This is a genomic window from Paenibacillus sp. cl141a (genome assembly GCF_900109305.1).
GTDB lineage: Bacteria > Bacillota > Bacilli > Paenibacillales > Paenibacillaceae > Paenibacillus_AQ > Paenibacillus_AQ lautus_A.
The window spans coordinates 263,281-276,576 of record NZ_FNZO01000004.1 but is presented as its reverse complement, the minus strand read 5'-3'; the positions used below and the strand labels follow the sequence as shown (position 1 = coordinate 276,576).

At 55.1% G+C, this 13,296-nt stretch carries 12 protein-coding genes; 9 read left to right on the top strand and 3 right to left on the bottom strand.

All coding sequences use genetic code 11. From position 1 onward, the window contains the following. The first annotated feature begins 15 nt into the window (after positions 1-15). The 5 genes from BMX45_RS32240 (at position 16) to BMX45_RS13945 (ending at position 6,899) form a co-directional block, all read left to right on the top strand. Positions 16-90 carry a potassium-transporting ATPase subunit F gene (locus BMX45_RS32240; protein ID WP_090910411.1) on the top strand — a complete coding sequence of 25 codons (75 nt, stop codon included), beginning with the start codon at positions 16-18 and terminating at the stop codon, positions 88-90. Between the two features lie 30 nt (positions 91-120). Next, positions 121-1,800, top strand: a complete 1,680-nt coding sequence (gene kdpA / locus BMX45_RS13960) for a potassium-transporting ATPase subunit KdpA (protein WP_090910187.1) — start codon at positions 121-123, stop codon at positions 1,798-1,800. Positions 1,801-1,822: 22 nt separating this feature from the next. Continuing rightward, the gene (gene kdpB / locus BMX45_RS13955; protein ID WP_090910186.1) at positions 1,823-3,856 is read left to right on the top strand and encodes a potassium-transporting ATPase subunit KdpB; all 2,034 of its coding nucleotides are present in this window, start codon (positions 1,823-1,825) and stop codon (positions 3,854-3,856) included. An 80-nt stretch (positions 3,857-3,936) separates the two neighbouring features. Then, the gene (gene kdpC / locus BMX45_RS13950; RefSeq protein ID WP_090910185.1) at positions 3,937-4,569 is read left to right on the top strand and encodes a potassium-transporting ATPase subunit KdpC; all 633 of its coding nucleotides are present in this window, start codon (positions 3,937-3,939) and stop codon (positions 4,567-4,569) included. Positions 4,570-4,571: 2 nt separating this feature from the next. Further along, positions 4,572-6,899, top strand: a complete 2,328-nt coding sequence (locus tag BMX45_RS13945) for a histidine kinase (RefSeq protein WP_090910184.1) — start codon at positions 4,572-4,574, stop codon at positions 6,897-6,899. A gap of 348 nt (positions 6,900-7,247) precedes the next feature. Here the strand turns inward: BMX45_RS13945 and udk are convergent, their stop codons facing one another. After that, positions 7,248-7,886 carry a uridine kinase gene (gene udk / locus BMX45_RS13940; protein ID WP_009595891.1) on the bottom strand — a complete coding sequence of 213 codons (639 nt, stop codon included), beginning with the start codon at positions 7,884-7,886 and terminating at the stop codon, positions 7,248-7,250. 200 nt (positions 7,887-8,086) lie between these two features. On the opposite strand from udk, the gene BMX45_RS13935 reads away from it, so the two are divergent. Then, the gene (locus BMX45_RS13935; protein ID WP_090910183.1) at positions 8,087-8,722 is read left to right on the top strand and encodes a carbohydrate-binding family 9-like protein; all 636 of its coding nucleotides are present in this window, start codon (positions 8,087-8,089) and stop codon (positions 8,720-8,722) included. A gap of 93 nt (positions 8,723-8,815) precedes the next feature. Here BMX45_RS13935 and BMX45_RS13930 read toward each other — a convergent pair whose 3' ends face one another. Beyond that, a complete protein-coding gene (locus BMX45_RS13930) occupies positions 8,816-9,811 on the bottom strand; it encodes an aldo/keto reductase (RefSeq protein WP_090910182.1) in 996 nt (331 codons plus the stop codon). A gap of 279 nt (positions 9,812-10,090) precedes the next feature. On the opposite strand from BMX45_RS13930, the gene BMX45_RS13925 reads away from it, so the two are divergent. The 3 genes from BMX45_RS13925 (at position 10,091) to comJ (ending at position 11,948) form a co-directional block, all read left to right on the top strand. Then, on the top strand, positions 10,091-10,690 hold the full coding sequence (locus BMX45_RS13925) for an SMI1/KNR4 family protein (protein WP_090910181.1): 600 nt from the start codon (positions 10,091-10,093) through the stop codon (positions 10,688-10,690). Positions 10,691-10,783: 93 nt separating this feature from the next. Continuing rightward, complete coding sequence (locus tag BMX45_RS13920; protein ID WP_090910180.1) at positions 10,784-11,434, top strand: hypothetical protein; 651 nt, start codon at positions 10,784-10,786, stop codon at positions 11,432-11,434. A gap of 28 nt (positions 11,435-11,462) precedes the next feature. Then, the gene (gene comJ / locus BMX45_RS13915) at positions 11,463-11,948 is read left to right on the top strand and encodes a competence protein ComJ (protein ID WP_090910179.1); all 486 of its coding nucleotides are present in this window, start codon (positions 11,463-11,465) and stop codon (positions 11,946-11,948) included. A gap of 185 nt (positions 11,949-12,133) precedes the next feature. On the opposite strand, the gene BMX45_RS13910 is transcribed toward comJ, so the two are convergent. Further along, on the bottom strand, positions 12,134-13,249 hold the full coding sequence (locus tag BMX45_RS13910; protein WP_090910178.1) for a stalk domain-containing protein: 1,116 nt from the start codon (positions 13,247-13,249) through the stop codon (positions 12,134-12,136). Between the last annotated feature and the right edge of the window lie 47 nt (positions 13,250-13,296).

Here is a 13,296-nt window from a genome sequence, read left to right as displayed (position 1 = left end):
GGCTGATCAGCCGTGATGATCATGTTGATATTCACGATTTCTATTTTTCTCTATTTGATTTATGCGCTGATTCACCCTGAAAAATTCTAGGGAAACGGCTGAAGGAGGAAGGCATTCGTCATGGGCATTTTACAAATTGCCATCGTTATACTCGTTCTGGTGCTGCTGGTCAAGCCGCTGGGAACTTATCTATATCAGGTGTTTCGTTATGAAAGCAATGGAACGGACAGATGGTTCTCCTGGGCGGAGAAACCGATCTTTGCTCTGATCGGCTTGAAAGAACGCAAGGGGATGACATGGAAAGGATATACCGTCAGCTTTGTGTTAACGAATATCGTGCTGGTTGCGGCGGGCTACTTGATTCTGCGGCTGCAGAAGGTGCTGCCGTTGAACCCGAACGGCATTGGCCCTATGGAACCGACCGTGTCGTTCAATACGATTATCAGCTTTATGACCAATACGAATCTTCAGCATTACAGCGGCGAGTCGGGATTGTCTTATCTGGCCCAGATGGCCGTCATTACGATGATGATGTTTACGTCTGCAGCGACCGGGCTGTGCGTGGCGATTGCTTTTATCCGGGCGGTGACCAGCAAGGGCACGACCGTCGGCAACTTTTTTGAGGACTTCGTTAAGGCGCATACCCGGGTATTCATTCCGGCTGCTTTCATCATTGCGATGGTGCTGGTGGCGCTGCAGGTGCCGCAGACCCTGAAGCCTACGCTCAGCGTCACGACGCTGGAAGGAAGCGAGCAGCAAATAGCGGCGGGTCCGGTGGCTGCGCTCGAATCGATCAAGCATCTGGGCACCAATGGGGGCGGTTTTATGGGGGCCAACTCGGCGCATCCGTTCGAGAACCCGTCCCCGCTGACCAATGTGATCGAGATTCTGTCCATGTGGAGTCTGGGGGCGGCGCTTCCTTACACATTTGGTTTGTTCGCGAAGAGCCGCAAGCAGGGATGGATCATATTCTCGGTAATGATGACCTTGTTTATCGGCTTCCTGTCCTTGAACTATGCTGCGGAAACCAACGGCAACCCGGCATTAAACCAGCTGGGCATCGACGCCTCGCAAGGCAGCATGGAGGGCAAAGAGGTCCGGTTCGGGATCGCCCAATCCTCCCTGTTTACGACGGTGACAACCGCGGCCACGACCGGGTCGGTCAATAACATGCATGATACGCTCACGCCGCTCGGCGGGATTACGCCGCTGTCCCTGATGATGCTGAATTCCGTTTTTGGCGGAAAAGGCGTCGGGCTGATGAATATGCTCATGTACGCGATCCTGGCGGTGTTCCTGGCCGGTCTTATGGTTGGCCGTACCCCCGAATTTCTCGGCAGAAAAATCGAGGCCCGGGAGATGAAGCTGATCGCGATTGTCATTCTGGTACACCCATTGATCATCCTTGCTCCGACGGCGCTCGCGCTCATGACGGATGCGGGACAGGCGGGCATTGCCCATTCGGGCTTTCACGGCATCTCGCAGGTGCTTTACGAATACACGTCATCCGCCGCCAATAACGGCTCCGGGTTTGAGGGCCTTGCGGATAACACGCCGTTCTGGAACATCAGCACCGGACTGGTCATGCTGATCGGGCGCTATATTTCGATGATTGCCCTGCTGGCGGTAGGCGGCTCACTGATGCGGAAGCAGCGGGTTCCCGAGACGCTCGGAACGTTCCGGACAGATAATAAGCTTTTTGCCGGCATTCTCATCGCGGTGGTCCTGATCATCGGTGCCTTGACCTTCCTGCCTGTGCTGGTGCTGGGACCGATTGCCGAGCATCTGACGATTCGTTAAATAGAAAAGGTGGCCTATTACCATGAATAATACGAGAAAAAAAGCGATGTCCCAAGAGATGGTCCGTCAGGCGCTGAAGGACAGCTTCACGAAGCTGAATCCCGTCCTGATGATGAGAAATCCGGTCATGTTTGTCGTTGAGGCCGGGACTCTGGTTGTGCTGCTTATGACGGTATTTCCGTCCTATTTCGGTACCGAGGGCAGTATCGGATTTAACCTGGCCGTATTCGTCATCCTGCTGTTCACGCTGCTGTTCGCAAACTTCGCAGAGGCGCTTGCCGAAGGGCGCGGCAAGGCGCAGGCCGATTCCCTTAAGCAGTCGAAGCAGGAAATGACAGCCCGCAAAGTGATGGAGAACGGCGGGGCACAATCCGTGCCGTCCACGGCTTTGCGCAAAGGGGATATCGTGATTGTCGCGCAGGGCGAGATGATTCCCGGGGACGGGGAAGTGATTGCGGGCCTTGCATCCGTTGACGAATCGGCGATTACCGGGGAATCCGCCCCCGTCATTAAAGAAGCCGGCGGCGATTTCAGCTCGGTCACGGGGGGGACCAGGGTTGTCAGCGATACGATCCGCATCCGGATTACGAGCGATCCGGGGGAATCGTTTATCGACCGGATGATCTCGCTTGTTGAAGGAGCTTCCCGTCAGAAGACGCCGAATGAAATTGCGCTGAACACGTTATTGATCGTGTTAACCATGATCTTCTTGATCGTTGTCGTTACGCTCGCTCCGATAGCGAAGTATCTTGGCATCGAGTTGACCGTTCCGGTGCTGATCTCGCTGCTGGTATGTCTGATCCCGACCACGATCGGGGGGTTGCTGTCAGCGATCGGGATTGCCGGCATGGACCGGGTAACGCAGTTCAACGTGCTGGCGATGTCCGGCAAAGCGGTTGAGGCCGCCGGTGACATCAACACGATGATTCTGGATAAGACGGGTACCATTACGTTTGGTAACCGGATGGCCAGCCAGTTGATTCCCGTCGGCGGCGAATCGCTCGCCTCGGTTTCCCAGTGGGCGGCCGTGAGCTCGCTGCAAGATGAGACGCCGGAAGGACGCTCCGTACTGGAGCTGCTGAAGAAGGAAGGTATCGAAGTAGATGAAAGTATGACAGCTGAGGCGGAATTTATCGAATTTAAGGCAGAGACCCGGATGAGCGGCATGGACCTGAGGGATGGCCGGAAAGTCCGCAAGGGCGCGGTGGATGCCGTCAAGGCGTGGGTGCAGTCGCAAGGAGGCCCCATCCCTTCGGATTTGTCGCCAAATAGCGATGCCATCGCCACAGAGGGGGGAACCCCGCTTGCCGTCGCCGTGGATAACCGCATCTTTGGTTTGATCTACCTGAAGGATACCGTGAAGCCGGGCATGAAGGAACGGTTTGACCAGCTGCGCCGGATGGGCATCAAGACGATTATGTGCACGGGCGACAACCCGCTCACCGCGGCGACGATTGCCCGTGAAGCGGGCGTCGATGATTTCATCGCGGAGAGCAGGCCCGAGGATAAGATTGCCGTCATCCGCCGAGAACAAGCCGAAGGCAAGCTGGTGGCGATGACCGGGGACGGGACGAACGATGCCCCGGCGCTGGCCCAGGCCGATGTGGGGCTGGCGATGAACAGCGGTACCACCGCAGCCAAGGAAGCGGCCAATATGGTGGATCTGGATTCGGATCCGTCGAAGATTATCGAGGTGGTTGCCATCGGCAAGCAGCTGCTGATGACGCGCGGCGCGCTGACCACCTTCAGCGTCGCGAACGACGTCGCCAAATATTTTGCCATCATTCCGGCGATGTTCGCGGCTGCTATTCCAAGCATGGACGTTCTGAACGTCATGGGACTGGGTTCTCCCATATCGGCGATTCTGTCGGCGCTGATCTTTAATGCCATTATCATTCCGCTGCTGATTCCGCTTGCGATGAAGGGTGTGGCCTATAAGCCGATGAGCTCGTCGAAGCTGCTGCAGCGCAATGTGCTGGTCTACGGATTAGGCGGCGTGATCGTGCCGTTCATCGGGATTAAGCTGATTGATATGATCGTGCATCTCTGGATTTAGGCCGGAATCAGCAGCCGTCCTATCGAGATATCCCGGAGGCTGCTATTAGAGGAAGATATGAAAGAAGGGATCGAGGAACCATGAATAAGCCATTGCAGAAATCATCGCCGGCCCCTCGCGTCAGGGTGGGCGCGGCCCGTGTCTCTCTGGGCATGGCCCTGAGAACGAGTCTTGTATTTATCGTGTTATGCGGAATTCTTTATCCGCTGGTCACGACGGGAGCGGCGCAGCTGCTCATGCCGAAGCAAGCCGGCGGCAGTTTGGTCACGGATCGGGGCGGAAAGGTGGTCGGATCGGAATTGATCGGCCAGGACTTTACGGAGCCGCAATATTTTCACGGCAGGGTGTCCAGCATTGAATACAACGGGGCCGGCTCAGGCAGCAATAACTATGCCCCTTCCAACCCGGATTTGATTGAACGAACGAAGGCATCAATTGAAGCGTGGACGGAGAACAACCCGGACGTTCCGGTGAGCGAGGTGCCGATCGATCTGGTAACGAATTCCGGCTCCGGGTTGGATCCTCACCTATCGCCGCAGGCAGTGTATATTCAGATACCGCGGATCAGCAAGCTGACCGGAATTGCGGAAGCAGAGCTTGATCAGCTGGTAAAGAAGCATACGGAGGGACGGGATTTGGGCGTATTCGGTGAACCGCGCGTGAATGTGTTGAAGCTGAATCTGGGGCTCCAAGAGCTTCTTAACCTTAACTGATCATGGATCCCTTTCGGAGAAAATCACCGGAGGAGCTCTTAAGGTCGATTTCCAAGCTCCATCAGGGACGGCTCAAGGTATATATCGGGGCTATGAGCGGATCGGGAAAAACCTATCATATGCTTCGCGAAGGGCAGACCTTGAGGCTGCAAGGCATCGATGTCGTCATATGCGCAGTATCCACGATGCAGCGTCCGGAAACGGTGGAGCAGGTCCGCGATTTGGAACGGGTGCCCAGCATTCATTGGATAGAGAACGGCGTAGAGAAGAAGGATCTTGATCTGGATCTGCTGGTGCAGCGCAACCCGGAGGTGGTGCTTGTCGATGGGCTTGCCCATCGCAACCGGAAGGGAGCGCGGCATGCTGCGCGGCTGGATGATATCCGATTCCTGTTAAGCTGCGGAATCAGCGTCATCACAACGGTCAACGTGTATGAGCTGGAGGATGTGCAGGACATTGCCTCCAAGCTGACGGGCATTATAGCCAGTCATACGGTACCGGCCGATACGCTGGAGAGCGCCGACGAGGTGGTGCTTATTGACGTAACGCCCGAAACGATGCTGGAACGGGCACAAGGCGGCCTGCTTGGAGGCGGCAGCATATGGAAGCAGGGCAATTTGGCCGTGCTCCGGGAATTGACGCTCCGCCTCGTTGCCGAAGGCGTGAGCCATTCGCTGGAGCGGTACCGCAAGGAACAGGGGCTCGTCGGCCCATCGGGAGCCGATGAGCGAATACTGGTGTCCACCCAATACCATTGGAACGGTTCCATCTATATGCGGCGCGGGCAGCAGATCGCGAAGCGTTTAAACGGCGAACTGTTGGCTGTTACGTTTGTGAAGCCGGAAGTAGAGCTTACGAAAGAACAGGCCGCCTTTAAGCGCTCCATGGCGAAGCTCGCGGTGCGGATCGGCGCCAAGCTGGAGGAGCTGCCCCTCCGTTCCAGGAGGGAGCTCGCTGACATGCTGGTTCAGTATGCGCTGGAGCACCACGTTACACGCATTGTGCTTGGCCATTCGAAGCAGACGCGCATGCAAGAGCTTTGGCAGGGTTCGATTATTCAGGATCTGCTCAAGAAAACGCGCGGGATTGATATTTTTATGGTGGCGGATCGGGCGGAACATGACGGGGAGCGGATCATTCCGGCCCGGCTCCATCCGCTGCGGCTCCCTTCCGAATCGTTTCACCGCTTGAACGAACAGGAGCTGGATCAGAAGATTGAGCAGGTCAAGCGGGGACGGTTCAAGGTATATATCGGCGCCGCCCCGGGCGTAGGGAAGACCTATGCGATGCTGCGGGAAGGCAACGATCTGCTGAAGAAGGGATTGACGGTTCTCGTCGGTCTGCTGGAGACGCACGGCCGGAAGGATACGCTGTCCCAGGTGGGCAATCTGGAGGCCCTTCCGCGAAAAAGGGTGGACTACAAGGGATCGCGCCTTGAGGAGATGGATACCGATGAGATCCTTTGCCGGAGGCCGGACGTGGTCCTCGTGGATGAGCTGGCGCATACGAATGTGCCCGGAAGCAAGCGCAAGAAACGGTATGAAGATGTGCAGGATATTCTGTCGGCCGGCATCTCCGTCATTACGACCGTGAACGTGCAGCATCTGGAGAGCTTGAATGATGCCGTCGAGCAGATTACAGGCGTCCGTGTCCGCGAGACGATACCGGATCATATTCTGCAATCGGCCGGTGAGGTTCAACTAGTCGACGTGACGCCGGAGTCGCTGCGGCAGCGGATGAAGGATGGGAACATCTATGCGAAGGAAAAAATTCATCAGGCGCTCAGCCATTTTTTCAAGACGGGAAACCTGATCGCCCTAAGAGAGCTTGCCTTAAGGGAGATTGCGGATGATGTGGACGAAAGGTTGGAGTCCTGGCAGCGCAGCGGCTCGCTTCGGGGGCCGTGGCGGCGCGAGGAAATTATCTATGTCGTGGTCGGCAGGGGGCCGCAAGCGGAGCGGCTCATTCGCCGCGGCTTCCGGATCGCCCATCGGCTGAAGGCAGCCTGGTATGTGGCATTCCCTCTGGAGCGTCATCACAGCCTGTCTCATGACGAAGAGCAGCGCTTGACGGCGCTTCAGACGTTAACGGAGCGTCTTGGGGGCACCTTCACGATGCTGCCGCTGCCGGTAAAAAGGGGACCGGCATGCACCTGTTCTGGCCGATTGGTCGCCGCAGCAGACGAGGTCAAGGCGACCCAATTCATTATCGGCCAGCCGCAGATGGCCGGATGGAAGCTGTTCGCTCGGCGAAAATGGATCAGGAGCCTGCTGCGATCCTCAAGGCATATGGACGTGCTCTTGGTTGCGGATTACGATCCGCGCGTATGACGGCTGAAGCGCCGGGAACTGAATGTTTTGAGGGGACCGGTGACGCAGGAGACTTGGGAATGCTGAAAGTGCAGGAAAAGCAGTAAACGCAGGAATCGCAGAAAACGCGGATAATGCGGATAACGCAACATTCCGGAGAACAAAAACACCGGACGTACATTCCGGAGAAAAAGAACGCACAGACCGCAGAACGCTCGGAAACGGAAGAATGCAAGCCATACGCGCAGGCTGGCTTACTAGCGCGTAAGCGAACGGACAACGTCAAGAAGCCCGCTGACCTGTCATTACAGATCCGCGGGCTCTTTTTCATGCTGCCAGCATGCCTAAAGGCTGACGTACAAGCTTGTCTTATGATTCGCCCGACAGCGTGCGGTCGCCGGTCAGATATTTCTCGGTCAAGATGGAGAGCAGGCGAATGCCGACTTCATTCTCTCCGCCTTCGGGAATGATCAGGTCGGCGTATTTCTTGGAGGGTTCGATGAACGCCTCATGCATCGGCTTGACGGTTGTCAGGTATTGATTATGGATCGACTGGATGGTTCGGCCGCGGTCCTCAATATCGCGTACGACCCGGCGAAGCAGGCGCACATCGGGATCGGTATCCACAAACACCTTAATGTGAAGCAGCTTGCGCAGATTCTCATCGGACAGCACATGCAGGCCTTCGATGATGACGATGTTGTTCGGCTTCAGCTCGATGGTCTGATCCGTGAAGCGGGCATGGGCGGTAAAATCATATACCGGTGCGAAAGCGGGTTGTCCGCTTTTTAAAATGCCGAGATGCTCGACGAGCAGCTCGTTGTCAAAAGCGAACGGATGATCATAGTTAATCGCTTCGCGTTCCTCGAAGCTGAGCTCTTTATGATCCTTGTAATAGTTATCCTGCGAAATAAACGTGACTTTATCTGAACCAAGACGGTCAATGACAGAGCGGGCAACCGTTGTTTTGCCCGATCCGGTGCCGCCGGCGATACCAATTATGAGCATGGCGAATCCATAACCCTCCCTAGAGTTTGCAATTTTATTATTGTAGCACAGCATGCGCTTCTTTTCACTATGGGAGCATAGAACAAAAGATGGGATTTCCGTATGTTCCTTATTCTTACCACGGATTAGCGAACCGAATCTGTATGACTTATCATAGAGGATATCATGACTACAATTGAAAATGTTTCGGAGGGATGATCATGCGTTATACCGCTATTTACCCATGCAAGCCCGCCATATACCTTCAACAGGGAGAGAATCGGGGAAGCGTCGATTGGAGCCGCTATGAAGCTGTGGCCCTGAGCGACACCGTGACCGGGCTTGCCGCGAAGGAAGCGACGGAGGTGCGCGCCTGCTGGAGCGCCGAATGCTTCTACGTGCAGTTTGTTTGCCAGGATTCACATATCGTCTCGGAGTATCGGCATCGGGATGACCCGCTGTATGAGCAGGATGTCGTGGAGCTGTTTATGGATGAAGCAGGGGAAGGTTTGGAATATATCGAGCTTGAGGTGAGCCCGAACAATGTTGTATTTGATGCGCGGATCCGTAACGATGGGCAAAAGTCGATCACGGACAGCGATGTCGAGTGGGACCTTACCGGCCTTCTGACCACGGTAGAGAACGACGGTAAGGGAAATTTGGTTTACGAGATTCGCATTCCGGCGCAGAACTTTCAGAATCCGCCGCAAGCGGGACGATGCTGGAACGTGAATTTTTACCGCATTGACGAGGACGACCAAGGAAACCGGGAATATCAGGCATGGAGCCCCACCGGAGAGGTCAATTACCATATCCCCTCGCGTTTCGGAAGGCTGGAGTTTGTGGATGCCACATAGCATGCACGCCCGGAATCGATTGACCGATGCCGGGCGTGCAGCATTGAATATAGCTTTTTTGGTTTGGTGATGCCTTACGGGTCCCGCTTAAGCTTACTTAAACCGGTAAGCACGCGGTTCATTGAACCAGAAGCTGCCGTCTTGGGAGAAGTCCCGGTAGGGGCTTGGGGACACCTCGTCCACCAGTTTCAAGTCTTCATCGGTCAACTGCACGTTCAGTGCATTCAGATTGTCCGCAAGCTGCTGCTCGCTGCGGATGCCGACGACGGGAATGATGCTGCGCTGCAGCAGCCATGCCAGCGCGAACTGGCCCAGCGTGATCCTTTTGTCCTCTGCACGCCGGGCGAGCCGTTCAACCTTGTCCAGTTTGGCGCGGTTGCCGGGAGCATTCATATCCATGCGCTCGCCCCGCGAATTGACCGGCAGCGGCTGCCCGGCACGGTATTTGCCGGACAGCCAGCCGCCGTCCAGCGGGGAGTAGGCCAGCGTAGCCAGGCCGTGGCGCTGTGAAGCCGGCAGGATTTCCTGCTCGATATATCGGTTGAAGATGCTGTATGAAGGCTGATTGGTAACGAAGCGCTCGAGGTTCATTTTTTCGCTGGTCCACAGGGATTCGACGATACGCCAAGCCTCGAAGTTCGAGCAGCCGATATATCGTACCTTTCCTTGGGCAACCAGATCATCGAGCGCGCGCAGCGTCTCGTCCAGCGGGGTATGAGGATCCGGTCTATGCACTTGGTAGAGGTCGATGTAATCCGTATTCAACCGTTTCAGGCTGGCCTCGACCTGTCTCATGATGCGGTAACGGCTGGCGCCTTCTCCGTTCGGTCCTTCGGCGGTCCGCACCTTGAATTTGGTCGCGACGATCACCCGGTCTCTTCGTCCTTGAAGGGCTTTGCCTATAATTTCTTCGCTCGTACCCTTGCCATAGGTATCTGCCGTATCGATAAAATTAATTCCCGAATCCAGCACCCTGTCGATAATGCCGAGCGAGGTCTTCTCGTCCAAATCCCAATCTCCGTAAGTCATGGTCCCCAGACAGAAGCGGGATACTTCAAGTCCGGTTCTTCCCAAATAGACGTATTCCATCGTTTAGCCTCCCCATCTCCAAGTTATCTTCGTGATCGAAATCTGCTTCCATTATCGGCCTTTTATGTATGGATGACAAGCGCAGCAGCCGGAAGCGAAAATACCCGGGGCTTTTTCATAAAAGAACAAAAATAGACATCTCAACAGGGATTTTGTCCCTTTTTTTGCATGCCGCTGGACATGTTGTTTTCATTGGAGCGGGTTCTATATACTTTTTAGTAAAGGGAAAGCGTTCCGCTTGGAGTGAGCGGACATGCTGTAAACGGAGGGGATGTTTATATGAATGCTGTCATCGATGGTCTGATGACCGAGCTGGAGCAGCTGCTGGAGGAGAAGGTGGCCGAAGATCTTCGGGATCTGCTGGGCGAATATAAACAATTGGAGGGAGCGCCCTCGGATCGATTGAAGCAATTTGAAGAGGATTTCGGGATCGCTTTGCCGGAGGATTTCCGTTCGTTCTACAGCAAGAAGGACGGCAGCGGGTACGCATTCCACGTGCTCTATCCCGGTAACGAGGGAGATGGCGAATACACCCCGTTCTATCTGATGAGCCTGGATGAGATGAGGGAAATCAAATCATATTTCTGCGAGCGGGACGAACGGCTCGATGCGTACTACGGTCCAGAGGAGGTACAGCGGCTGGATCCGGAAATTAAACCGTACCTGTTCCACAAGGCATGGTATCCGTTTGCCACGATGGCGGGCGGTTCATTGTATCTAATGCTGGATTTCGATCCGGCTGAGCCGGGAACGTCCGGGCAGATCATCATGTACGTGCATGATCCTGATTTTGTGTACTATATCGCGCCTTCCTTCACGGAGCTGCTTCAGGGGTCCAACCGCAATCTGCGCACCGACATTGAAGAAGTGGACTACTAATTGAAGCAGAAGACACCACTCCTAATGCCCATAACTTTGCCTAAAGGCGGTTGTTAGGAGTCGGATGAAGAACCAGCGAGGAGAGGTGACAGCATGAACAACAGACGGGTCCTCTGGGGAGTCATCCTGTTGGTGGCGGCCGTGTTGTTGACACCCGGCTATTTTATTGCGCGAACGTATGGGCTTTTTCAGCATGAGGAGGTCTTGACCAAATACCAGCTCGCCGTTGATGTGGATGGTGAACAAGTGGATGCTTGGCCGCTGCTGGCTGGCTTCGCCGCAACCGATAAGAAGGGGGAGCTGCGCCCGCTCTATTACAGACTGGAAGGGTCGGACCTCAACATGCTGTATCAATTGGCATATGGACAGTTCGAGGTGGAGGCTTCGGAGGACAATCCGTTCTTGGCAGGGAGGGTCCAGTATGACCATCTGGAGAACGACTATATCGAGACCCGGAAAGAGTATGTGAACGCCAAGGAATATCGGCAGGACATCATCTTTTATAATGACCGTAAAGAGCCCATATTTACATACGACCCGACAGCCAATGCGGACGGGGATATGGTGAAGGAGATTATCACCGCAGGCATGACGCGCTCTAACGGCCAAGGAGGGTCGGGCGTGGTGGAGGATAAGTATCTGAATGTTACCCGATTGTTCGAGGAGAAGCTGGGCATCGGCATGCGGGTTCAGGTGGATAAAGAGCGCCGGCTGGCCACGATCCATATGGAGCAGCTTAAATAGAATTTTTTTACGAACGAGGTGCCGTACAATGCAGCATACAAAAATGACCCAAGAGGTGGATCTCACCATCTCGCACCATCAGATTCAAGTCCGCTCGCGGGATTTTGACGAGGAGTTGTGCCAGTGGGGAGAAATCAATATCAAGCAGGGCGCGGTCATTCATCCCGGTTATCTGACCTTTGATCCGATTCCTGACGATGCTTTCGGCGCTTGGGTGAAGCTGGCCCTGACAGAGGCGTTCACGGAAGACCCGAACGCGCAGCGCCGAATGGTCGTGCCGTTTGACGTTTTGGATCCTGGCAAGCTGGAGCTGCTATCCGTCATGTCAGACGCCGTCATCGAGCTTCCGCTGCAAGAAGGGCGGTATGCCTTGTATTTTGAGATTTGCGAGGATGAAGAGGTGTATTACCGTCTGACTTTCGTGCGTGAAGGAGAGTATGTCCAAGCCCGATATTTGATGGACGATGAATGGGGCGGCAGGGCTGGAGAAGCCTTGGCGGAGGGGCATTGTTGACCAATTCATTGCTGAAAACGGGGTACTGAAAGCCGCGTCAGGCAATTCCCCCAGTCATTGAAATAAGAAGAGGCCCTCTCCGTGTTGGAGAGGCCTCTTTTTTTGCAGCCATGCTGCTGTGCCGTTGTCCCGACTTTGCCAGCTCTTTATGGAAAGCAGGGACGATCTGATTGCGTGGAAAAAAGCTATTGTGCTTCCGTCACCGTAATCTCGCCATATGGGCTTTGGTCAGCCTGCAGCTGCAGAATGTCCGTGAGGAAAGCGAGCGGAACATAGACGTGGCCGTCTTTCATAGCAGGAGACGCGCCTAGCGAGCGCGGAGCCGTTTTGCCCAATGCGTACGCATCCTTGTTCAGCGTCACCACGCTCCAGACGGCGCCTTTGGAGATTTCCGCGGTTTTGCTCTTGCCGTTCCACTTGACGTCGAATTGGAGCTGACGCAGCACGCGGGCCGCGGGAACCATCATCTTGCCGGTGTTATCCTTGTAGTAAGCGCCTGGCTTCAAGACGGCGGAAACGGGCTTCTCTTCGGGTGCTGTATCCGGCAGCTTCACGGCAAATTCCGGCGTTCCCGTGGATCCTGGAGCGATGCTGTATTTTTGGAATACGATGTAGGCTGTTCCGTCCGCGACATAGAAGGATTGCTCCGCGTCTATGCCTTGAAATCCGTCTTCGTTCGCGAAGTAATGGTCCTGATCCGCGGCAATCGCGGTTTTGACCGCCGTATCCACGATCGATTTGTAATTTTTCCCGAACAGGTCCTCCAGCGTCACGCACCGGGCTTCGGCTTCGTTCGTGAAGTTATACGTATCCACGCGGGGATCGCCATTGTTCATTCCCATGCCTTCCGTGATGACCTTAAGGGAGATCAGGCTGTCGTCCGTGCCATCCGATGTAAGCTCATAGGTGATCGTCAGCTGATATGGGTGCATGGTATAGCCGTTCTGTTCCGCATTTGCCGCAGCCTCGGAAGCTTCCTTCTCCCATTTGGCGATATCCTTGGAAGCATGGGATTCGATGATGTCATTTAGCTGATCTTGGTACTTGGTATCGGCCAGACCCTGGAATACAGGAATCTTGATATCTGTTTCGAGCCATTTTTCCTTGGAGTGCCATGTCTTGAACGTTACCCGTTGCGGGGGAGCGGTCGGAGCCTTCACTTGTTCCGTGCTCGCGGCGTTTTGGGTTTCGGCATGGACATGAGCGGATGGCAGACCCGAAGCGGATATCATCAGGACGCCGGCTAATCCGGCAGCCGCGAGTGTTTTGGCCAGTGGGCTGGTATGCTTCATTGTTTTCATCGTGATTACCTCCAGGGTTATGGTTTGATATCTTTAAGGTTGAGAAG

Bases quoted from the DNA above. Each gene is read 5' to 3' on its own strand.
- BMX45_RS13935 (WP_090910183.1), top strand. From the start codon at position 8,087: ATGCGTTATACCGCTATTTACCCATGCAAGCCCGCCATATACCTTCAA.
- kdpA (WP_090910187.1), top strand. From the start codon at position 121: ATGGGCATTTTACAAATTGCCATCGTTATACTCGTTCTGGTGCTGCTG.
- BMX45_RS13910 (WP_090910178.1), bottom strand. From the start codon at position 13,249: ATGAAAACAATGAAGCATACCAGCCCACTGGCCAAAACACTCGCGGCT.
- udk (WP_009595891.1), bottom strand. From the start codon at position 7,886: ATGCTCATAATTGGTATCGCCGGCGGCACCGGATCGGGCAAAACAACG.
- BMX45_RS13945 (WP_090910184.1), top strand. From the start codon at position 4,572: ATGGATCCCTTTCGGAGAAAATCACCGGAGGAGCTCTTAAGGTCGATT.
- kdpC (WP_090910185.1), top strand. From the start codon at position 3,937: ATGAATAAGCCATTGCAGAAATCATCGCCGGCCCCTCGCGTCAGGGTG.
- BMX45_RS13925 (WP_090910181.1), top strand. From the start codon at position 10,091: ATGAATGCTGTCATCGATGGTCTGATGACCGAGCTGGAGCAGCTGCTG.
- BMX45_RS13930 (WP_090910182.1), bottom strand. From the start codon at position 9,811: ATGGAATACGTCTATTTGGGAAGAACCGGACTTGAAGTATCCCGCTTC.
- BMX45_RS13920 (WP_090910180.1), top strand. From the start codon at position 10,784: ATGAACAACAGACGGGTCCTCTGGGGAGTCATCCTGTTGGTGGCGGCC.
- comJ (WP_090910179.1), top strand. From the start codon at position 11,463: ATGCAGCATACAAAAATGACCCAAGAGGTGGATCTCACCATCTCGCAC.
- kdpB (WP_090910186.1), top strand. From the start codon at position 1,823: ATGAATAATACGAGAAAAAAAGCGATGTCCCAAGAGATGGTCCGTCAG.